This is a genomic window from Mycobacterium sp. smrl_JER01 (assembly GCF_048513595.2).
Classification (GTDB): Bacteria; Actinomycetota; Actinomycetes; order Mycobacteriales; family Mycobacteriaceae; genus Mycobacterium.
This window is the reverse complement of sequence record NZ_JBLXXK020000001.1, coordinates 1312400-1332445: the sequence shown is the minus strand read 5'-3', so window position 1 is coordinate 1332445 and position 20046 is coordinate 1312400. Positions and strand designations below refer to the sequence as shown.

The following is a 20046-nucleotide window of genomic DNA, read 5'->3' as shown; positions in this document are numbered from 1 at the left end:
GCTCTGCTGGAGTCCACACGTGCACGGCCACGCCGACGGACGAACTTCAGACGGCTGTGGCGACCGTTGCTGCACAACGGTTCATTACCTGGTTTATCGGCCTCGGCGTCGTCGCCGTTATCAATGACTGCCGAAAAGTTTGCCAAGCCGGCACATTGATCACCAAACGCGCTGGTCACGGTGTGAGGTCAGTTGTCCGTCACCCCAGAAACGCGTCACCCCAGAAACGCGTCACCCCAGAAACGGTGCGTCCGGTCGGCGATCCGCTCGACGAACTCACCGGTGAGGGCGTGGGACGCATCGCCCCAGAGTTCGACGGTCCCGCGCGGCAGCAGCCGCCGGGCGGTGGCGGCCGCGCGGGCGGCATCGTGGATCACGCTGCGCCCGGCCAGGACCGCCAGCACCGGGATGTCGAGCGCGCGCAGCTGCGTGTCGGTGAAGCGGGCCGGCAGCGGCTGACGCAACACGTACTCACGGCTGCCGGAAGTGATCAGCGCGGTCACCGGATCGGACTCGTCGACGGCGGCCCCACCGGAAAGCCGACCCAGCACCCACGCCCTGTAGCCTGCGGGCACGTGCGGCGACGCCATCGGGGCCACCATCAGCATCGTCGTCAACGGGATCGGCGCGAAGGTCAGCACGGGATCGAGCAGCGTCAGCGAGGCCGCCGCGCCCGGACGGCGCACCGCGTAGTTGGTGACCGTCCAACCACCGAACGAGGCGCCCATCAGATGCGCGCGGTCCAACCCGAGGGCGGCGAGCATCTCACCGAACCACTGGGCTTGATCCCCGGAGCCCGCGATCGGCTTGTGCTGCACCGACATTCCGGGCTCACCGATCAGGTCGAGGGCGTACACCGTGCGCCGGGCGATCAGACCGGGCACATTGGGACCCCACATGGGCGCGGCGGCGTTGCGGCCCGGCGCCAGCACCACCGGCCGTCCGGGCGGCCCGGCGAAGCGGTAGACCCGAACCGTCCCGAAACCGGTCGGCACGTCGTAGGTCTCATCGGGCTGCGGCAACCGGGCCAGCGCGTCGCGGTACGCCGCGGCGTAGCGCGCCTGTGCCGCGGCGTCGCGGAAATGTCCGACCCGGCCGCCAGGCACTACTCGACGGTGACCGACTTCGCCAGGTTGCGCGGCTTGTCGACGTCGTAACCGCGCGCCTGGGCCACCCCCGCCGAGAACAGCTGCATCGGAATCGTCGACAGCAGCGGCTGGAAAAGCGTTGACACCGCCGGTATCTCGATCAGGTGGTCGGCGTACGGGCGCACCGTGTCGTCGCCTTCCTCGGCGATCACGATGGTGACGGCACCGCGGGCCTGGATCTCCCGGATGTTCGACAGCAGCTTGGAGTGCAGCATCGCCGCGTTCTTCGGGGACGGCATGACCACGATCACGGGCAGGTCGTCCTCGATCAGCGCGATCGGGCCGTGTTTGAGTTCCCCGGCGGCGAAACCCTCGGCGTGCATGTACGCCAGCTCCTTGAGCTTGAGCGCACCCTCAAGTGCCACCGGGTAGCCGACGTGGCGGCCCAGGAACAACACCGTCTGCGACGACGCGAACCGCTTGGCCAGCTGCACCACCGGTTCGGAGGTGGCCAGCACCCGCGAGATCAGCTCCGGCATGGCCTCCAGGTCGTGGTATTCGCGCGCCACCTCGTCGGGGTATTTGGTACCGCGGGCCTGCGCAAGTGCAAGTCCGACAAGGTAATTCGCTGCGATCTGAGCCAGGAACGTCTTGGTCGACGCGACACCGATCTCCGGCCCGGCGCGCGTGTAGAGCACCGCGTCGCATTCGCGCGGGATCTGGCTGCCGTTGGTGTTGCAGATGGCCAGCACCTTGGCCTTCTGCTCTTTGGCGTGGCGCACGGCTTCCAGGGTGTCGGCGGTCTCACCGGACTGGGAGATCGCCACCACCAGGGTGTGGCTGTCCAACACCGGGTCCCGGTAGCGGAATTCGCTGGCCAGCTCGACCTCCACGGGCAGCCGGGTCCAGTGTTCGATCGCGTACTTGGCCAGCAGCCCGGAATGGTAGGCGGTGCCGCAGGCGACCACGAACACCTTGTCGACGTCCCGCAGTTCCTGATCGGAGAGCCGTTGCTCGTCGAGCACGATCCGGTTGTCGGCGAAATGCCCCAGCAGCGTGTCCGACACCGCGGCGGGCTGCTCGGCGATCTCCTTGAGCATGAAGTACTCGTAGCCGCCCTTCTCGGCAGCTGAGGTGTCCCAGTCGATGTGGAAGGTGCGGTAGTCCTGGGTGTCGGCCCCGTGGAAGTCGGTCACCCGGTAGCCGTCGGCGGTGACCACCACGGCCTGATCCTGCCCGAGCTCGACCGCGTCGCGGGTGTGCTCGATGAACGCCGCCACATCCGAACCGACGAACATCTCCCCGTCGCCGACACCGAGGACCAGCGGCGTCGACCGACGTGCCGCCACGATCGTGCCCGGATCGTCGGCGTGGGCGAACACCAGCGTGAAGTGTCCTTCCAGCCGCCTCAGCACCGCCAGCACCGAGGCCGGGAAATCGCCCGCGGTTTCGCCGTGCGTGTACTCACGGGCGACCATATGCACGGCCACCTCGGTGTCGGTGTCGCTGGCGAACTCCACCCCGGCGGTCTCCAACTCCGAGCGCAGCGCGGCGAAGTTCTCGATGATCCCGTTGTGCACGACCGCGACCTTGCCTGCGGTGTCGCGGTGGGGATGGGCGTTGCGGTCGGTGGGGCGGCCGTGGGTCGCCCACCGGGTATGGCCGAGCCCGGTCGCACCGCCCAAGGTGTCGGCACCGTTGTCGGCGAGAGCGGTCTCCAGGTTGGCCAGCCGCCCCGCCTTACGGCGGACGGTGAGCCCACCGTTTCCGTCGAGCAGCGCAACACCGGCCGAGTCGTACCCCCGGTACTCCATGCGGCGAAGCGCGTCGACGACGATGTCGCAGGCAGGCCGCTGCCCGACATAGCCGACGATTCCACACATAGCCAACCAGGGTACGGCAGAACACGGCCCGAACCGGGTTGGGATACGGTCATCTGGTGGCCGGCACGAAGAAGCTCTTTGCCGCGTTGACCCGACGCGGACCGCATCGCGTTCTGCGCGGTGACCTGGCCTTTGCCGGGCAGCCGGGCGTCGTGTACACCCCTGCTACGGGCAAGAATCTGCCCGCGGTGGCGTTCGCTCACGATTGGATCACATCCGCAGATCGTTACCGGGCGACCCTGGAGCATCTGGCGTCGTGGGGCATCGTCGCCGCCGCGCCCAACACCGAGACCGGGCTGGCGCCCTCGGTGCTCAACCTGGCCTATGACCTGGGCACCACGCTCGACATCGTCACCGGGGTGCGGTTGGGACCGGGAGACATCAGTGTCCATCCCGACAAACTGGGTCTGGCGGGACACGGATTCGGCGCCTCGGCTGCGGTGTTCGCCGCGGCCGGCATGAGCGGCGGACCGAAACGGCCGAAAGCCGTGGTCGCGGCGTATCCGACGATCTCCAGTCCGGCAGCCGAGGAACCCGCGTCGGGGCTGACCGTGCCCGGCCTGATCCTCACCGACCCGGGTGACCCGATGACCTTGCGTTCCAATGCGGTGGAGCTGGCGCGGGCATGGAAGCCGGCGACGCTGCGGGCCACCTCCAAGACCAAATCGGGTGGGCTCGTCGAGGGACGTCGGCTGGCACCGGTGGTGGGCCTGCCGGGCGCCGACCGGAGCACGCAGAAGATCGTCCGAGCGCTGATGACCGGATATTTCCTGCACCTGCTGGCGGGTGACAAGACCTATCGGGACTTCTCCGGCGCCGAGACCGAGTTGCCCAAGGCGGCGGTGCTGGATCCGTTCGCCGACGACCCGGTGGACCTGGAGAACAAGATCGTCGCGCTGCTGAAGCCCTGACCGCGGGGCCCGCGCCGGTGTAGGCCCGGCATTCCTCAACCAACCGGTTGGGTGTATACCTGACGAATGCGGACCGGAATATTCCTCAGCTATGCGGGCGGATTCCTCGAGGCGGTCGACGAAGTCGTCGAGTGCGAGAAGATCGGCGTCGACATCGCCCTGGTCGCCGAGGCCTACTCCTACGACGCGATCAGCCAGCTCGGCTTCCTGGCCGCCAGGACGTCGCGCATCGAGCTGGGAACCGGGGTGGTGCCGATCTACACCCGCACCCCGGCCCTGATGGCGATGACCGCGGCGGGCCTCGACTACGTCTCCGACGGCCGCTTCCGACTGGGGCTGGGGACGTCCGGCCCGCAGGTGGTGGAGGGCTTTCACGGTCTGCCGTTCGACGCGCCTTTGGGTCGCACCCGCGAAGTGGTGGAGATCTGCCGTCAGGTGTGGCGGCGAGAGCGGCTGGACTACCAGGGCAAGCACTACCAGCTGCCACTTCCGGCGGAGCAGGGCACCGGGCTGGGCAAACCGCTCAAGCTGATCAATCATCCGGTGCGCGAACAGATCCCGATCACCATCGCCGCGCTCGGACCGAAGAACGTCGAGCTGACCGCCGAGATCGCCGAAGGATGGCAGCCGGTGTTCTTCTACCCGGAGAAGGCCGACGAGGTCTGGGGGGACGCGTTGCGCGCCGGCGCCGCCCGGCGCGACCCGGCACTGGGGCCACTCGACGTGATGGTCAGCGCCAGCCTCGCGATCGGCGACCACGTCGAGGACCGATTGGCTTGGGCCAAACCACAATTGGCGCTCTACATCGGCGGCATGGGAGCACGCGGCAAGAACTTCTACCACAATCTGGCGACCCGCTACGGGTTCGGCGAGGTGGCCGACCATATCCAGGACCTCTATCTGGCCGGGAAGAAGAGTGAGGCCATCGACGCGGTCCCCGACGAACTGGTCCGTCAGACCTCGCTGGTCGGTCCGGCCGGGTTCGTCAAGGAGCGTCTGGCCGCCTACGCCGAGGCCGGTGTCACGACAATGCTGGTTCATCCACTCTCCGGCGACCGACGCGAAACCGTGGAGTTCGTCGAGGAGCTAAAGTCGCTGCTATGACCGACCTGACCGACAAGGTCATCGCCTTCCTCAGCGAGGGCACCCGCACGGCCAAGCTGGGCTACCTCGCCGCCGACGGGCGACCACTGGTCGCGCCGGTGTGGTTCGTCGTCGACGGGCAGCAGCTGGTGTTCAACACCGGCCGGGACACCGCCAAAGGGCTTGCGCTGTCGCGTGATCCGCGGGTGGTGGTGTGTGTCGACGACGAGCGGCCGCCGTTCTCGTTCGTACAGGTCCAGGGGACGGTGACGCTCGGCGAGGACCCCGATGAGGTGTTGTCGACCGCCACCCGGATCGCCGGACGCTACATGGGCGCCGACCGTGCCGAGGAGTTCGGCCGCCGCAATGGCGTCCCCGGCGAGCTGGCGGTGCGCCTGACGCCGACGAAGGTGATCGCAGCGTTCAACGTGGCGGATTAGCGGCGAACCGGCTCAGGCCCGGATACCGCTGGTCAGGATCGCCGCGAGCTCACGGTATGCACGCGCGTCGTCGAGCCCGGTGCGGTCGCGGACCACCCGCTGCTGGATGCGCACCATCATCGTGGCGGCCAGGTCGGCCGCGAACGCCGCCGGCACGTCGCGGAAGTCCCCCGAGGCGACACCCTCGGCGATCAGCTCCTGCACCCGCCCGGCCGCGATGCGGGTGTTCTTCTCGTAGATTCCGCGGGCCGGCGCGAACGCGTCGAGGTCGGCCATGAATCGGTCCGATGCGGATTCCAGCGCGACGCCGACAGCGGTGAGATAAGCCACGATGCGATCCCGGGCGCCGGCGACCGCGGCCACCCGAGCCTCGACCGACGCGGTCGCCGATCGGAAGAAGTGCACGGTCGCGGCCTGCACCAACTGCTCCTTGCTGGTGGCCAGCGTGTACAGCGTCGACTTGGAACACCGCAGCCGCGCGGCGATCTCGTCGAGCGTCAGGTGTGCAAAACCCTCCGCGAGGAACAGCGCCGTCAGCGCATCGAACAGTTCGGTCCGTCGCGGGGTGGCGAAGGCAGGGTCGCTCACGCAACGATAGTACTACATATGGTCCTGTAGTACTGTCCGAGGTATGGCCGTTGACCGACTCCTGCCCACCGAAGAAGCTCGCGAACTGGTCGACCTCGCCCGGCAGATCGGCGACAAGGTCCTCGACCCGATCGTCGATCAGCACGAGAAGGACGAGACCTACCCCGACGGGGTGTTCGCGACGCTCGGGGAGGCGGGGCTGTTGAGCCTGCCCTATCCCGAAGAGTGGGGCGGCGGCGGTCAACCCTACGAGGTGTACCTGCAGGTACTCGAAGAGCTGGCGGCGAAATGGGCCGCCGTCGCCGTCGCGGTCAGCGTGCACAGCCTGTCCTGCCATCCGCTGATGAGCTTCGGCACCGACGAGCAGCGGCGGCGCTGGCTGCCCGACATGCTGGGTGGATCGGCGATCGGCGCATACAGCCTCTCCGAACCGCAGGCCGGTTCCGACGCCGCCGCGCTGGCGTGCAAGGCGGTCGCCACCGACGGAGGCTATCGAGTCAACGGCTCCAAGGCGTGGATCACCCATGGCGGAATCGCGGACTTCTACAGTCTTTTCGCCCGTACCGGCGAAGGCGCACAAGGTATCTCGTGCTTCCTGGTTCCGGGTGAACTCGACGGCCTGACGTTCGGCAAACCGGAAGAGAAGATGGGCCTGCACGCGGTGCCGACCACCACCGCGCACTACGACGACGCCTTCATCGATGCCGACCGCCGCATCGGCACCCAGGGCCAGGGACTGCAGATCGCTTTCAGCGCGCTGGATTCCGGACGGCTGGGTATCGCGGCCGTGGCCGTCGGGTTGGCTCAGGCCGCGCTCGACGAAGCAGTGTCCTACAGCCGGCAGCGGTCGACGTTCGGTCGCAAGATCATCGACCATCAGGGCTTGGCATTCCTGCTGGCCGACATGGCCGCCGCCGTCGACGCCGCACGGGCCACCTACCTGGACGCCGCCCGTCGCCGCGATGCCGGTCTGCCCTACTCGCGACATGCCTCGGTGGCCAAACTCACCGCCACCGATGCGGCGATGAGAGTGACCACCGACGCCGTGCAGGTGTTCGGGGGCGCCGGCTACACCCGCGACTACCGGGTGGAAAGGTACATGCGGGAAGCCAAGATCACCCAGATCTTCGAGGGCACCAATCAGATTCAGCGACTGGTGATCAGCCGGCACCTGGCTCGAGAGTGATGGTGTCACACACCAGCGGACCGGGCCGTGGCCGCCGCGCGGCCGCAAGCTCGCCGAGCAGTGCGGCCACGACGCCGAACGCGAAATACAGCGGCACGAGAAACGGCGCGACGCCGAACAGTGCATCCGCATCGCGGTGGTAGGCGAACACACCGGAGTGCACCAGCGCGATCTCGACGGCGGGACCGACGAGCGCGATCACCGCACCGCAGCCCGCACCCGGTCCGTCGCCGAGCGCACACCAGGTCAGGATCGCGGCAGCCCCGATCAGCGCGGTGACGGGTACCACCGCCGCAGCGTGCACCAGTGCGGTGGTGACGTACATCCCGACCACCGCGGCAACTCCCGCGAGCCCCTGCCGAGCGGTGACGTCCGCCCGCGGTGCGGGCAGGTGCAGCCGTAACTCGGCCAGCGTCACCGTGGCGGCCCCGACCAACAGCGGGAACCAGAACGGACTGCTCCACACGAACGGCACCGCGTCGACGCGGTAGGCCGTGGTGCCGGTCGCGACATGGCTGTGGTCACCGATCAGTGCCGCGATGCCGCCGACGACGAACAGCACCGCCGCTTCGATGACTCGCAGCCTCACGTCCGGGACGCTACCCCGGCGGTTCCCCGACCTGTGGCACTTCGTCGGCGGCGATCTCGCACGGCGTCCGGTCCCCCGCTGTGGCTTCCACCGGTGGGATCGGCTCGGCCGGCGGCGGCGCCGGGGGCGGCGTCGGTGCGGAGACCGCTTCGGCGTCCCCGTCGGTGCCCGCACACGGCTCCGCGCCGGGCGGCGCATCGACAGGCTGCACCGCCGAGGGCGTCTCCTGCGGGTCCGGCTCCCCGTCGACGGCTTCGTCGGCGTCTCCGGGCTCGTCGGGCCCGCCCAGTTCCTCCACCCCGTCAGGTCCGTCGCGGTCGGAGTCGGATTGTTCAGGTTCAGGTGCGTCCAAATCCCCGTCGTCCACCGTCAACGGGTCAGGTTCGTCCAGGTCCTGCGGGTCGCGCAGATCGGAGAGCTCGCTCGCGGAGCCGCCCAGCAGCCCGCTCAGCAGATCGGCGAACGGCTGACCCAGCCCGGTCAGCCCGCCACCGAGCCCCGGGACACCCGGGAGTCCCGCGCCCATCCCGGGGCTCATCGACTCCAGTGGCGACGCCGGCAGGGCGCTCGCCGGCCCGGGCGGCGAGCCGGCTGTCGGCGGCGCGGGCAGCGGGGCGGGTAGCGGGGGCGCGGCCCCAGCACCAGGACCGGCGGTCGGCGCGTCGAACGCGGCCGGAGTGACCCGCGCCGCGACGGGTGCGGTCACGTCCCCAACCTGCGCCGTCTCGGGTGCCCCCCGCACACCGCCGACGCAGGCAGGCTCGGCATCGGCATCGGCATCGGCATCGGCAGAGCACCCACCCGGGTGGCCATGGGTAGCTGACGGCGAGGGCGCCCAGGGGCCCAGATCGCCGGGGATGTCGAACACCGGCAGGTGCCCGGTGTCGATATCGGCCACCGACCGCTGATAGGCCGCGGACACGTCCGCCACGGCACGTCGCGTCGCGTCAAGCCACTGCGTGGCCACGGCGTCCTCGACGAACGGCCGCACCTGCTGGTCGACGAGTTCGCTGGCCGCCGCCCGGTCACCGACCCCGGTGAGCACCGTCGCGGCCGCCGCGGTCCACGGCGCCCGCGAGCCGGCGGAGCGCTCCTCGACCGCGACGGCCGCATCGGCCTTCACCCCGACCGCCCGCCACAGGTCCTCACGCAGCATCGTCAACGCCCGCACGGCCGCTCTGACCGTCTTCGCGACCGCGGCGGACGCGTGACCGTGCCGGCGCAGGAACTCCGCGGCGCTGTCGCCGCCGGCACCGTGCCACGCCGCCGACAGCCGGGCCAGCTGCCGATCCTGGACCGACAGGGCATCCTCGGCCGCCCGAGCGGCGTCATCGAGCGCCGCGCAGTCACGATGCAGCGCGGCGAGATCCAAGCCGTCCTCGGTTCCGTACCAGTCCCGCAGCTGAGCGGCATGCGTGGTGAGATCCGGATGGGTGAACCCGAGCTGATGACAGGCCCAGACGTAGTTCTGTGCGTCGTCGACCGCAGCTCTGCCCTGCGCCAATCGGGAGGCGGCATCGACGTCGCGGCTCTGCTCGGACACTGCGACCTACCCGACCCGCTCGGCCGCGCGCAGGTCGGCGGCGTGATAGCGATCTGCCGACCCGTGCAGCACGGTCGCGATCTCGGCGGCCGCCCGCGACCATTCCCGCAGGGCGGTGGTCAGACCGAACAACGCCCCTCGCACCGCGTCTCCGTGCGCCGCGTGCGCCCGCCCCGCTGTCGCACCGCCGAACTCCAGACCGTTCAGGCGGCTGCGCAGCACACCGTCGAGGATCGCCGCGGCTGTCTCGTATTCGCGCGCGATCGCGTGCACCACCACCGTGTCGACACGCGCCGCGCCTGCAGTCCCCATATCAGATTGGACGCGGTCCGCGCCCAGACGGTTCCCACCGGTTCAGTGTTGGGCGCTGACTCAGTGTTGGGCGCTGACCGACTCCGCGACGCGCGCCGCCATCTGTCGCGCCGTGTCTTCGTCGGCGGCCTCCACCATGACCCGGACCACCTGCTCGGTTCCGGAGGGACGCAACAGGATCCGTCCGGTGTCACCGAGCTCTGCCTCGACCCGCGCGACCGCGTCGCGCACCGAGGGCGCATCGGCGACAGTGGCCTTGTCGGTCACCGCGACGTTGATCAGCACCTGCGGGAGGGTCTGCATCGGCTCGGCGAGAGCGGCCAGGCTGCGACCGGTCTGGGCCATCCGCGCCATCAGCCGCAGACCGGTGACGATACCGTCGCCGGTGGTGCCGAAACTCGGCAGCACGATATGCCCGGACTGCTCGCCGCCGAGGGCGTACTGGCCGGCGCGCAATTCCTCGAGGACGTAGCGGTCACCGACGCCGGTGGTACGGACCTCGATACCTGCGGCCCGCATCGCCAGGTGCAGCCCCATATTGCTCATCACGGTCGCGACCAGCGTGTCGGAGACCAGCTCACCGGCTTCCTGCATCGCCAGCGCCAGCACCACCATGATCGCGTCGCCGTCGATGACCCGTCCGTGCGCGTCGACGGCCAGGCATCGGTCGGCGTCACCGTCATGGGCCAGTCCCAGGTCGGCACCGTAGGACACCACAGCCGACTGCAGCGCGTTCATATGGGTCGAGCCGCAGCCCTCGTTGATGTTCAGGCCGTCGGGTTGCGCATGGATCGAGATGACATTGGCGCCTGCGGCCCGGTAGGCGCGCGGCGCCGCGTCCGAGGCAGCGCCGTGCGCGCAGTCGACGACCACCGTCAGCGCGTCGAGCCGGGTGGTCGCGGCCTTGCCGACGTGGCGCAGATACCGCTCGAGGGCGTCCTCGGCATCCACGACGCGCCCGATACCCGCCCCGGTCGGGCGGCGGCCCGGACCCTGCTGCACCAGCTCCTCGATGCGGTCCTCGGTGGCGTCGTCGAGTTTGTGCCCGCCGGGGCCGAAGATCTTGATGCCGTTATCGGGCATCGGATTGTGCGAGGCCGAGATCATCACGCCGAAATCGGCGTCATAAGCACTCGCCAGATAGGCCACCGCGGGTGTCGGCAGGATGCCCACCCGAAGCGTGTCGACGCCCTCGCTGGCGATGCCGGCGATCACGGCGGCTTCGAGCATCTCGCCGCTGGCCCGGGGGTCGCGCCCGACCACGGCGACCCGCCTGCGGGTCGCGCCGGTACTGCCGAGTCGTCGAGCCGCCGCCGCACCCAGCGCCATCGCCAGTTCGGCGGTCAGCTCCTGGTTGGCGACCCCGCGCACCCCATCGGTGCCGAACAGTCGAGCCATCGTGACAACCTCTCACAGGTCAGGGCCCCGGAGCCAATTGCGCCTGGGCGTGATTATCCACGCCGCCTGCGCGTCAGCTGCTCACGAAACGGCTCACCGCCCGCACCTTTTGCGATGCGGGCGGTGAGGGTCGGCTCAGTTACCGATCGTTGTTGCTGGGCAGCGGCACCGAACCGCCATCGGCGCCGCCGGTGCCTTCGGGTGCCCCGAGACCCTCGCCGGTGCCGGTCTCAGCCTCGGGAGCGGTCCCCTCGGCCGGGGCCTCCGGTGCCGGAGCCGGGGTCTCTGCCGGCGCAGCCGTCTCTGCCGGGGCAGGGGTCTCGGCCGGGGTGGTCGAGACGCTCTGGACGACCACCAGGTCACCACCCGGCAGGCCCGAGCACACGGTCTGCGTGCCACCTTCGGTGCCGACCTGGGTGGCCAGCGCACTCACATCGGCCGGAGTCGCGCCGCAGATGGCAGCTGCCGCCGCGGCCACCGTGTCAGCGCTGCTGCTCTCCAGCAGCGTCACGCTGCCGATCGACAGACCGACCTGGCCGTCCGACGGGGACTCCGCGGGCTGTGCGTGGGCCATCCCGAGACCGGCAGTGAAGAGCAGCGATCCACCGAGGAAAGCACCCGCTGCGGCGTTCTTGACGAAGCTCATCAATCACTCCTTTGCAGTTCACGAAGTCATGGGCGGGACGCTCCCACCGGCGCACCAGGCACCTGACTCCAGATTCCGAGGGTTGCGTACCCGCTCGTCGGAGTTCAAACCGCGCACCCCGGCCGCGATCGACAGTTAGCCACCGCTCATTAGCTGACGCGGCGTCTGCACTGGTTGACCGGCTGCCGCTGCTCGCCAGAAGCCGCCCTGTGGGACGGGCCACATCCGGGCAACGCAGCGGAAACGACCGACGCCCGGCCGCTCGCGATGCGAGCAGGCCGGGCGCCAGGACGTCGATCGGTCAGCGCTTGCTGTATTGAGGCGCCTTACGGGCCTTCTTCAGACCGTACTTCTTGCGCTCGATGGCACGCGGGTCACGGGTCAGGAAGCCGGCCTTCTTCAGCGCCGGACGGTCCTCGGGCTGCACCAGGATCAGCGCGCGGGCGATCGCCAGACGCAGCGCACCGGCCTGTCCGGACGGGCCGCCGCCGTCGAGGTGGGCGTAGATGTCGAACTGCTCCAGCCGGTCCACGGTCACCAGCGGCGCCTTGATGAGCTGCTGGTGCACCTTGTTGGGGAAGTAGTTCTCCAGGGTGCGGCCGTCCAGGTTGAACTGGCCGGTGCCGGGAACCAGGCGCACCCGGACCACGGCCTCCTTGCGGCGGCCGACGGTCTGGATCGGACGGTCGATGATCACCGGCTCACGGTGCGCCGCCTCTTCGGCCGCGAAGGTGTCGACCTCGACGACGTCGCCGGCGGCGTCCTCGACCACGTCGGTCACTTCGGTCACGTCGGTTTCACTCACTGGGCCACCTGCTTGATCTCGAACACGGCCGGCTGCTGCGCGGCATGCGGATGGTCGGGGCCGGCGTAGACCTTGAGCTTCTTCTGGATCTGCCGGCCGAGCTTGGTGTGCGGAAGCATGCCGATGATCGCGTTCTCGACGACGCGGGTCGGGTGCTTCTGCAGCAGCTCGCCGATGGAACGCCTGCGCAGGCCGCCGGGGTAACCCGAGTGGCGGTAGGCGAACTTGTTGTTGAGCTTGTCGCCGCTGACGGCGATCTTGTCGGCGTTGACGATGATGACGAAGTCACCGCCGTCGACGTTGGGCGTGAATGTCGGCTTGTGCTTGCCGCGGAGCAGCTTGGCTGCTTCGACGGCGAGCCGGCCGAGCACCACGTCGGTGGCGTCGATGACATACCACGAACGCGTGGTGTCACCCGCCTTCGGCGTGTACGTAGGCACAGCGCTTACCTTCTCTTTCTCGGGTGGTTCCCGGGGCGAGCCGGGTGCCGGTCAGGGCCTGCGCTGGAAAGATCGTCCTCGGCGACCGGCAGGGACCCAAGGTTCTCGGCGAGCCAGCGCACGCCAACGACGGAGCTTACGCGTGCATATCCGTGCAGGTCAAAACGCGGATATCCGCGACCATCGCGACAGCATGCCGGAATCGCCGGATGCGACGACCGCGGCGTGCACCGTCGAGCTCGACTCCACCCGCAACCGGGTGACACCGGGCGCCGCGGAATTGGGTAACAGCGGACCGGAGTAGCGGTCCAGGGCGGCACCGACATCCCCGGACTCCAGGGCGGCCAGCACGTCGTCGAGATCGCTGGTGACGGGTTCGAGCAGGCGATACGGCTTCGAGCCGACGAACTGCGCCCCGATGGCCCGCCGCAGCCGCGACATCTCGGCCCGCACGGACACGACATCGAGGTCTGCGTCGTCGAGCAGCACGGCGAGATGGTCGGCGCTGAGGCCCTCCGGGTGGCGGGTGAGCAGCAGCAGGATGTCGGCGTGCCTGGGTGCCAGCGTGGTGGTACGCAGCAAACCGCTGTCGTCGCGCACCGACCAGGTGGCCCGGTCGGCGCCCAGCACCCTCAGTCGCGCCCCAGGCTGCGCCGCCACCGGATCCTCGGCGGTCCGGGTCAGCCGCTGGACGGCCAGATACTTGCCGACCGCCAGCGCCGTCGCCCGCACCAGCGCCAGGGTCTGGGGAGTCGCGGCCGACGCGTGGCCGGTGAGGTCGATGGCGCCCAGGACCACCCCGGTGGTCGGGTCGTGCACCGGCGCCGCCGTGCAACTCCACGGCTGCGCGACCCGCGAGAAGTGTTCCCAGCCGCGGATTTGTATCTCACTGCCGAGGACCAGCGCCGTGCCCGGGGCGTTCGTGCCGGTGCTGCGCTCGCTCCAGTCGGCGCCGGGCACGAAATTCATCGCCTCCCCCTTTCGGCGGGCGCGACGGTCACCTTCGACCCACAGCAGGGTGCCGCGGACGTCGGTCACCGCGACCATGCACCCGGCGTCGGCGGCGTCGGCGACCAGCAGGCGCCGAATCATCGGCATGGCCAGGGTCAACGGGTTGTCGCGGCGCAGGCTCTCCAGCACGGTGTCGGTCGCCGAGCGCGGACCCTGACGATCGGGGTCCACGCCCCGGCCGAGACTGCGGCGCCAGCTCTCGGCGATGACGTTCGGCAACGGCATATTGACGAGCTCGGCCGGATCCACCTCGCCCGCGACGACGAGTTCGTGCAGCGCGCGCACCTGCTTCTGCGGCACGCGGCTGCCCGAACCGCCCTCGAAGAACTGGTGAAGCAGCGGGGACTCCTTCCGCAACGCCTACTCACCACAAACGGTAATAGATGCGGTCAGATGCGCAGGGGAATGCCGACGACGATCCGCGCCGCGTTGTGGCCTGCCGCCCGGGCGAAGTCCAGTGACGCCGGACCGTCCGAGGTGAGGTCTGCCACCGGGTCGCGCAGCAGACCGTGCGCGACGCTGACCCGGCCGTCGGCGTCGATGCCGACGCCCACGTCCAGCGACGAAAGCCGCGCGGCGGCCCGGGCAAGATCCTCCGCGTCCGCCGGGACGCGCGGACGGCTGACCACACACGGCACGCCCTCCTCCTCGACCCCGGCGAGCACCTGGCGTTCGACGTCGCCGGGGGCGACGCTGCAGACCTGGATCGCCGGCTTCTCCGGCTGACCGCCCTCAAGCACGATGCGGCTCCCCCGCGGCGTAGGCCTCGACGAGACCGGACGCGACCGCGTTGCGAGGTCCCTCGGTCCCCCGGACGTTGCCCGTGCCGCAGACGATGCCGTACGGGGCCACCGCGTCGGCGATCAACTCCGGGATCTCGAAATCCAGGGCGCAGCCGCCCAGCAGCACCACAAAGCCGATGCGGCGCAGATCCCGCGCCGGCGCGACCGAGCGCAGGGCGCGCAGCGCATTGACCACGAACACGCGCTGCTTGGCGGTGCGGCGCACCTCGCGGATCCGATCCAGTGAGTGCCGGGTCGGAATGGGGTTCATCGCGTCGCCGGCGAGCGTGACCACCCGGGCGAACGCGGTCGCCGGCAGCGGCGTCTCGAAGAACTGCGCGGTGCCGTTCTCCAGCCGGATGTGGAAGAAGCTCTCGGCCTTGCCCAGCGGGCAACGCTTGATCTCCTCGGCCAGCTCACCGTTGTCCAGCCCCAACTCGGTGTCGATGAGCTTGGTGACGAGGTCGCCGGCACCGGCCAGATGCACGGCCTGGATGGCCCCGTCGGTGCCGATCACCGCGGCATCGGTGGAGCCGCCGCCCATGTCGAGCACGACCAGCGGCCGATCGGTACCCGGTGTCGTCAGGGCACCGCGCACCGCCATCTCGGCCTCCACGCCGCCGACGATGGCGCAGACCCGTTCGGCGCCGGCGATGCGCAGGCGTTCGGCGATCGCATCGGCAACCGCCTGCATGCCGCTCTCCTTCGTGCGCACCATCGCCGCGAGGGCCACCGCGTTCTCCAGCGCGACCTCGCCGGCGACGCCGCCGCGGACCTCCTGCGGCACCAGCGTGTCGATCGCGAGCAGATCGGTGATCTTGACGTCGCGGATGTCGTGCTTGGACAGGTCGGCCATGTTCTGCCGCACGTGGGCGATCATCCCGCCGGCGTTGGTGCCCGATTCCCCGACCACGTCCACCAGGGGGCCGACCCGCTCCACCTCGGCCATGATGTCGGCAGCGCCACGCGAGACATCCACCGCCGCAACCCGGTTCGGCCCCAACAGATCGAGTGATCCGGCGGGGATGGCGCGGTCGGCGACGTCGCCGGACGGTGTGCGCACGACGACGGCCGACCGGTTGCCGGTCAGCGCGCGGGCCACCGGGGACACGACCCGGGTCTGTTCGGCGTCCAGCCCGAAGATGGTGGCCAGGCCGTAGGCGTTGGACAGGGTGCGGATCGATTGACCGGGCGCGGCGACCTCGACGGCGGCCAGCATCCCGACCGGTACCGCGTCGACGCGCGACACCTCGTCGATGATCGGGATCCGCCTGCTCACCCGGTTGGCCACCAGGACCGCGTCGTCGTTACCGAGGATCGCGGCGACGACGTCGACGCCGCGCGCCACGGCGGCTTCGATGCCCTGTGCCGCGTCGTCGAAGTCGATCCCCTTGGGGATCAGCGCGATCACCGGCTCTGCGCCGTCCAGGCCCGGGAGCGCGGCGAACTCGACGATGACCCCCACGCCGAGGCCGCGGCCCCCGGGCGTTCGCGGATCGTGTCCGATCATGGTGGATTCGGTGATGATCGTCTCGGTGATGGTCTCCATCGCCAGGCCACTGATCACCGGGGTGGCCTCGTTGAGCAGTACCACGTCGAGGTCGCCGAGGCTGATGCCGGCGTCCCGGGCCGCCCACGTGACGGCCTTGAGCACACCGTCGGCGTTCTTGACGGTGCCCTTGACGCCGGTGGTGTGGGTCAGTGCGACACCGACGTATCGGATCGACCCGTCCGGATCGATCTGCGCGACACTGGCTTCCGTCGTGGAGTTACCGATGTCGACCCCGACGACGAGACTCAGGCGAACACCGCCTTCACCTCGACCGGCTTGGCGCCCTTGACGATCTGCTCGGTCTCCTTGAGGTGCAGCAGCGCGGCCTTGGCCTGCCACCGGGGTCGCGCCATCTGATCATTGAGCGTCGGGACAGGCTGCGGCGATTCACCTTTGGCGTACTGGGCCGCATTCGATCCGATGCTGCGGTAGGTCTCCAGCGTCAACAGCGGGCACTGCGGGAACAGCTCGAGGCTCGACAGCCGGGGCAGGTCGCGTTGATGGATCATCGAGGTACCCCGCGACAGGATGCCGATCCCGATGCCGGACCCGGACAGCTTCGCCGCGGTGTGTGCGATGACGGCCAGATCGGAGCTGTGACGCACCCGCACGATGCGCGCGCTCACCTCCTGCTCCTCGACACCGGCCAGGATCTGGCGGAGTACCTCGCCGTGGGACACGTTGACGATGGTCTGACTGAAGAAGTCGGCGAACGCCGGCGACACGCCGATCACCACTTCGTCGGACCGCGAACCCCGTTCTGCGGGACCGACTTCGTCGAAGGCGACCGAGCGCTGCTTGTGGGACTCGATGGTCGACACCGTCACTGCACCTCTTCTTCCGGATTCGCCGCGCTCGTCACATGGCGCAGCCGCTTCATCTCTTCCCAGCGCCGGCCCGAGGGGCGGTAGCCGGTGCCCGGGCCGAGGTAGTCGTTGTCGTCATTGATCGCCGACAGCGGCGTGAAGTCGGGCGTCATGATTGCCGAGGTCTGCAGCATGTCGCCCGAGACGCGCTGCCGCAGCGCTGACAGCAGGTTGGAGGCCATGTCGGAGAAGCCGGTGGCTTCGAGCGCCTTGACCAGATCGAGTCCGGTGATCCCCCGGTCCATGACCTGCTGGGCCCCCTTGAGGTCCTCCAGCACATCGCGCGGGATCAGATCTGCGGATCCGTTGGCGTACACGGCCGCCTCGATCTCGGCGTCGGTGATGGCGGGCAGGTCGAGGTAACCGAACACCGCCTGCAGCGCCTTGGCCGCGCGCGTGCGCACCGCCAGGATCTCGGATTCCCTGACATGGCGCAGTCCACCGTCGATCTGCAAGTCACGCTGGATCGTGTTGAAGTCGTCGAAATCGTCGCTGTCGACGTTGGATCCGGCTAACATGTTGTCGTAGTTCGGCGTCGCCGAGTATCCGGAGCAGACGAAGTCGGTGCCCGGCATCATCTGCGGCATCAACCGCGCGGTGCGGCGCATCGGCGAGTGCGAGAACGATTGGTCGTTCCCGGAGGCGCATTCGAGATCCAGCGCCGAGGCGATCATGTTCTCCGCGGCGACGGCCCGGATACCCGCAGGCACGGCGCCCGGCACGCCGATACACGAGATGGAACCGTTCTGCAGTCCCTGCACGCCGGCACCCTTGGTCACCATGATGCAGCGAATCTCCAGGTACAGCATGGACTTTCCCTGTGCGTTACCCATCTGCACCTCGGATCCGGTTCCGGAGGTGAACCGCATCTTGATGCCCCGCGACGCATAGGCCGCGGCCAGGAACGCCTTCGACCACGGGGTGTCGTCACCGTCGACGAAGACGGGTTCGGTGCCGTACACCGAGATCGTCTCGGCGTAGCCGGTGATGCCGCGCATGCCGAGCTCAAGCTCGGTCGCCTCCTCCAGCGCGCACTGTGTCATCGGCCCGCCCGGATTGACCTGGCCGCCGATCTGCAGGGCCATCGCCACCAGCGGCGCGTAGCGCACCACGCCAAGGGTGGTCTCGACCTCGGCGAAGCCGCGGATGGCGGCTTCGGCGGCGTCACAGACGACCTGCAAGGGGTTGTCGCGCGCGCTGGTGCAGTGGGCCTGGTTGGCCGGTGTACGGCGGGCCCGCATCTTCTGCATGGCCATCATGATCTCGACGATGTTCATCGTCTTGGCCACGTCGAGCAGCTTCGCCGCGGTCAGGCCGCGGGTGACTGCGATGACCTCGGTCCGGGACACGTTGGGATCGACCAGCATCCGCGCGATCTGCACGGCCGGGATCGCCATCGACGCCTCAGTGGTCTCGATGTCGATCGCCTTGTCGGCGATGAACTGGTCGATGAAGTCGAAGTCGGCGCGGGCGACGCCGTCCATCTCGACGATCACCCCGTTCTCGACCCGAACGCTGGGCCTGGGGTCGAACTCGCTGTCGAGGGCCACCATGCCCACCTCGGGCCATTCCTCCACGAACCCGTCGAGGTTGACGGGTCGGCTCTCGAGGGCCTCGGTGCGCAACGACCGGCGCGCGCCGGTGACCGTCGAGCGCTGGGGAGTTTCTGCAGCGGTCATGTCGTCTCCTATTCGCTTGCGGCCAGGATGTCGCGGCGCTCGTAGACGTCGGCCGCCTCACGCACCAGCTCGGCCAGCATCTCGGCCTGGTACTGCGACGACAGCTCCTCGGCGATCGCCTCGAGCTCTTCCTTCGAGGACGCGTTCGGTCGCAGCGCGTTGTAGATCTCCAGGACCCGCTCGTCAGAGATCGCGGTCATCTCCGCAGCGCGGCGCAGGTTCGCACCGAGCTGAGCCCGGCCCGACTTCTCCGAGATCTGGGCCTGCAGTCGCAGGGTGTCCGGGCTGATCCGCAGGTCGGCGGCCTTGATGTCACCGGCCACGACGGCCGACATCGTGATGGCGTCGATCGGCTTACCGGTCGGCGTGCGCAGCAGATCGCTGCGGTTCACACTCAACGGGTAGTCCACCGCAGGATCGAGGTTCGGTTCTGACATGGGCCCAGTGTGGCTCGGGTCACGTTGCACCGACGTTGCAGTTTTCGTCTACCGTGATCGACCCATGGAAGGCAGGCCGTTTCCGCAACGCGTGGCGCGCCTCGGCGAGTACTTCGCCCTGGCCGGTGCCGCCGGCGACGGATGGCGCCCGATGGACGAGCTGTACGACGACGCCGTGCTGACCGACCTCGTCGGGGCGACCCGGGCGGCGATGGCGCGCTACGCGGCAGCCGAACCGACGGACGTTCCGGCCCGAGTGGCTGCGTCGTCCCTGCACTTGTCGGTCGCGTCGCGGCTCGTCTCTCCGGTCATGGGTGGCTTCGCGACGCGGTCGGGGGTGCCGGTGCTGACCCCCGATGTGCTGAGGTGGCGGCGGGCCGGCCATGCGGTGCAGTTCGCGGCCGGTCCCTTGCCGTGGGTCGACACGCAGAACCCCGCCACCGCCGCAGAGTCCGTCGATCGGACACTGCTGGCGGCGGTCCTGCAGCCGCTGGCCGACCGCCTCGACTCGGCGGCCGGTTTGTCGCCGAAAGTCATGTGGGGCAACGTGATGTCGGCGGCCAACGGCGCCGTCACGGTGATGGGCCTGCGCGATGCCACCCTGGTGCCCGCCGGACGCGAGCTGGTCGGATCCCTGATGCAGCGGCCACGCCTGCACGGCAGCGCGTCGATGACCGGATCCACCTTCCGCAGGCGAAGCTGCTGCCTGTTCTACCTCGCCCCGGGCGGCGGACTCTGCGGGGACTGTGTGCTGGCAGACCCGACCGACTCACACTGAGCATCCTGGGTGAGATCGATCGCATTGCA

The 20046-nt window shown here is 69.4% G+C and carries 21 protein-coding genes; 5 read left to right on the top strand and 16 right to left on the bottom strand.

Annotation, left to right across the window (positions count from 1 at the left end):
* Positions 1 to 215: 215 nt before the first annotated feature.
* Both ACNUDN_RS06360 and glmS read right to left on the bottom strand, forming a co-directional pair.
* Positions 216 to 1106 (bottom strand): alpha/beta fold hydrolase, encoded by an 891-nt coding sequence (locus ACNUDN_RS06360; RefSeq protein ID WP_419121164.1) that lies wholly within the window; start codon positions 1104 to 1106, stop codon positions 216 to 218.
* Complete coding sequence (gene glmS, locus ACNUDN_RS06355) at positions 1106 to 2971, bottom strand: glutamine--fructose-6-phosphate transaminase (isomerizing) (protein WP_419121163.1); 1866 nt, start codon at positions 2969 to 2971, stop codon at positions 1106 to 1108. The genes ACNUDN_RS06360 and glmS overlap by 1 nt, the downstream gene beginning before the upstream one ends.
* Before the next feature lie 56 nt (positions 2972 to 3027).
* On the opposite strand from glmS, the gene ACNUDN_RS06350 reads away from it, so the two are divergent.
* From ACNUDN_RS06350 to ACNUDN_RS06340, 3 genes are all read left to right on the top strand, one after another.
* Positions 3028 to 3882: a dienelactone hydrolase family protein gene (locus ACNUDN_RS06350; RefSeq protein WP_419121162.1), complete on the top strand. Its 855-nt coding sequence runs from the start codon at positions 3028 to 3030 to the stop codon at positions 3880 to 3882.
* A 66-nt stretch (positions 3883 to 3948) separates the two neighbouring features.
* On the top strand, positions 3949 to 4986 hold the full coding sequence (locus ACNUDN_RS06345) for an LLM class F420-dependent oxidoreductase (protein ID WP_419121161.1): 1038 nt from the start codon (positions 3949 to 3951) through the stop codon (positions 4984 to 4986).
* Entirely contained in the window at positions 4983 to 5405 is a 423-nt protein-coding gene (locus tag ACNUDN_RS06340; RefSeq protein WP_419121160.1) for a PPOX class F420-dependent oxidoreductase, read from the top strand. Before ACNUDN_RS06345 ends, ACNUDN_RS06340 begins: the two co-directional genes overlap by 4 nt.
* Positions 5406 to 5417: 12 nt before the next feature.
* Here ACNUDN_RS06340 and ACNUDN_RS06335 read toward each other — a convergent pair whose 3' ends face one another.
* Positions 5418 to 5993 carry a TetR/AcrR family transcriptional regulator gene (locus ACNUDN_RS06335; RefSeq protein WP_419121159.1) on the bottom strand — a complete coding sequence of 192 codons (576 nt, stop codon included), beginning with the start codon at positions 5991 to 5993 and terminating at the stop codon, positions 5418 to 5420.
* A gap of 43 nt (positions 5994 to 6036) precedes the next feature.
* On the opposite strand from ACNUDN_RS06335, the gene ACNUDN_RS06330 reads away from it, so the two are divergent.
* Positions 6037 to 7179, top strand: a complete 1143-nt coding sequence (locus ACNUDN_RS06330; RefSeq protein ID WP_419121158.1) for an acyl-CoA dehydrogenase family protein — start codon at positions 6037 to 6039, stop codon at positions 7177 to 7179.
* On the opposite strand, the gene ACNUDN_RS06325 is transcribed toward ACNUDN_RS06330, so the two are convergent.
* The 13 genes from ACNUDN_RS06325 to ACNUDN_RS06265 all read right to left on the bottom strand — a co-directional run bounded on the left by ACNUDN_RS06325 (position 7154) and on the right by ACNUDN_RS06265 (position 19239).
* A complete protein-coding gene (locus ACNUDN_RS06325) occupies positions 7154 to 7768 on the bottom strand; it encodes a diacylglycerol-binding protein (RefSeq protein WP_419121157.1) in 615 nt (204 codons plus the stop codon). The genes ACNUDN_RS06330 and ACNUDN_RS06325 overlap by 26 nt on opposite strands.
* Before the next feature lie 10 nt (positions 7769 to 7778).
* Positions 7779 to 9311, bottom strand: coding sequence for a hypothetical protein (locus ACNUDN_RS06320; RefSeq protein ID WP_419121156.1), 1533 nt, complete (start codon positions 9309 to 9311; stop codon positions 7779 to 7781).
* A gap of 6 nt (positions 9312 to 9317) precedes the next feature.
* Positions 9318 to 9623, bottom strand: a complete 306-nt coding sequence (locus tag ACNUDN_RS06315; protein ID WP_419121155.1) for a type VII secretion target — start codon at positions 9621 to 9623, stop codon at positions 9318 to 9320.
* 60 nt (positions 9624 to 9683) lie between these two features.
* Positions 9684 to 11021 (bottom strand): phosphoglucosamine mutase, encoded by a 1338-nt coding sequence (glmM, locus tag ACNUDN_RS06310; RefSeq protein WP_419121154.1) that lies wholly within the window; start codon positions 11019 to 11021, stop codon positions 9684 to 9686.
* Between the two features lie 139 nt (positions 11022 to 11160).
* On the bottom strand, positions 11161 to 11667 hold the full coding sequence (locus ACNUDN_RS06305) for a hypothetical protein (RefSeq protein WP_419121153.1): 507 nt from the start codon (positions 11665 to 11667) through the stop codon (positions 11161 to 11163).
* Between the two features lie 301 nt (positions 11668 to 11968).
* Positions 11969 to 12364, bottom strand: coding sequence for a 30S ribosomal protein S9 (gene rpsI, locus ACNUDN_RS06300; protein WP_419125032.1), 396 nt, complete (start codon positions 12362 to 12364; stop codon positions 11969 to 11971).
* A gap of 104 nt (positions 12365 to 12468) precedes the next feature.
* Positions 12469 to 12912, bottom strand: a complete 444-nt coding sequence (gene rplM / locus ACNUDN_RS06295; RefSeq protein ID WP_419121152.1) for a 50S ribosomal protein L13 — start codon at positions 12910 to 12912, stop codon at positions 12469 to 12471.
* 159 nt (positions 12913 to 13071) lie between these two features.
* Positions 13072 to 14280 (bottom strand): GAF domain-containing protein, encoded by a 1209-nt coding sequence (locus tag ACNUDN_RS06290; RefSeq protein ID WP_419121151.1) that lies wholly within the window; start codon positions 14278 to 14280, stop codon positions 13072 to 13074.
* A 32-nt stretch (positions 14281 to 14312) separates the two neighbouring features.
* Positions 14313 to 14663, bottom strand: coding sequence for a glycerol dehydratase reactivase beta/small subunit family protein (locus ACNUDN_RS06285; RefSeq protein WP_419121150.1), 351 nt, complete (start codon positions 14661 to 14663; stop codon positions 14313 to 14315).
* The gene (locus ACNUDN_RS06280; RefSeq protein WP_419121149.1) at positions 14656 to 16596 is read right to left on the bottom strand and encodes a diol dehydratase reactivase subunit alpha; all 1941 of its coding nucleotides are present in this window, start codon (positions 16594 to 16596) and stop codon (positions 14656 to 14658) included. Before ACNUDN_RS06280 ends, ACNUDN_RS06285 begins: the two co-directional genes overlap by 8 nt.
* A complete protein-coding gene (locus ACNUDN_RS06275; RefSeq protein WP_419121148.1) occupies positions 16503 to 17084 on the bottom strand; it encodes a propanediol/glycerol family dehydratase medium subunit in 582 nt (193 codons plus the stop codon). The genes ACNUDN_RS06280 and ACNUDN_RS06275 overlap by 94 nt, the downstream gene beginning before the upstream one ends.
* Entirely contained in the window at positions 17081 to 18802 is a 1722-nt protein-coding gene (locus tag ACNUDN_RS06270; RefSeq protein WP_419121147.1) for a propanediol/glycerol family dehydratase large subunit, read from the bottom strand. Before ACNUDN_RS06270 ends, ACNUDN_RS06275 begins: the two co-directional genes overlap by 4 nt.
* An 8-nt stretch (positions 18803 to 18810) precedes the next feature.
* Positions 18811 to 19239: a diol dehydratase small subunit gene (locus ACNUDN_RS06265; RefSeq protein ID WP_419121146.1), complete on the bottom strand. Its 429-nt coding sequence runs from the start codon at positions 19237 to 19239 to the stop codon at positions 18811 to 18813.
* Positions 19240 to 19303: 64 nt separating this feature from the next.
* Here ACNUDN_RS06265 and ACNUDN_RS06260 point away from each other — a divergent pair, with 64 nt between their 5' ends.
* Positions 19304 to 20017, top strand: a complete 714-nt coding sequence (locus tag ACNUDN_RS06260; RefSeq protein WP_419121145.1) for a (2Fe-2S)-binding protein — start codon at positions 19304 to 19306, stop codon at positions 20015 to 20017.
* Positions 20018 to 20046: the final 29 nt, after the last annotated feature.

Bases quoted from the DNA above. Each gene is read 5' to 3' on its own strand.
- ACNUDN_RS06305 (WP_419121153.1), bottom strand. From the start codon at position 11,667: ATGAGCTTCGTCAAGAACGCCGCAGCGGGTGCTTTCCTCGGTGGATCG.
- ACNUDN_RS06315 (WP_419121155.1), bottom strand. From the start codon at position 9,623: ATGGGGACTGCAGGCGCGGCGCGTGTCGACACGGTGGTGGTGCACGCG.
- ACNUDN_RS06265 (WP_419121146.1), bottom strand. From the start codon at position 19,239: ATGTCAGAACCGAACCTCGATCCTGCGGTGGACTACCCGTTGAGTGTG.
- ACNUDN_RS06345 (WP_419121161.1), top strand. From the start codon at position 3,949: ATGCGGACCGGAATATTCCTCAGCTATGCGGGCGGATTCCTCGAGGCG.
- ACNUDN_RS06330 (WP_419121158.1), top strand. From the start codon at position 6,037: ATGGCCGTTGACCGACTCCTGCCCACCGAAGAAGCTCGCGAACTGGTC.
- glmS (WP_419121163.1), bottom strand. From the start codon at position 2,971: ATGTGTGGAATCGTCGGCTATGTCGGGCAGCGGCCTGCCTGCGACATC.
- ACNUDN_RS06260 (WP_419121145.1), top strand. From the start codon at position 19,304: ATGGAAGGCAGGCCGTTTCCGCAACGCGTGGCGCGCCTCGGCGAGTAC.
- glmM (WP_419121154.1), bottom strand. From the start codon at position 11,021: ATGGCTCGACTGTTCGGCACCGATGGGGTGCGCGGGGTCGCCAACCAG.
- ACNUDN_RS06340 (WP_419121160.1), top strand. From the start codon at position 4,983: ATGACCGACCTGACCGACAAGGTCATCGCCTTCCTCAGCGAGGGCACC.
- ACNUDN_RS06270 (WP_419121147.1), bottom strand. From the start codon at position 18,802: ATGACCGCTGCAGAAACTCCCCAGCGCTCGACGGTCACCGGCGCGCGC.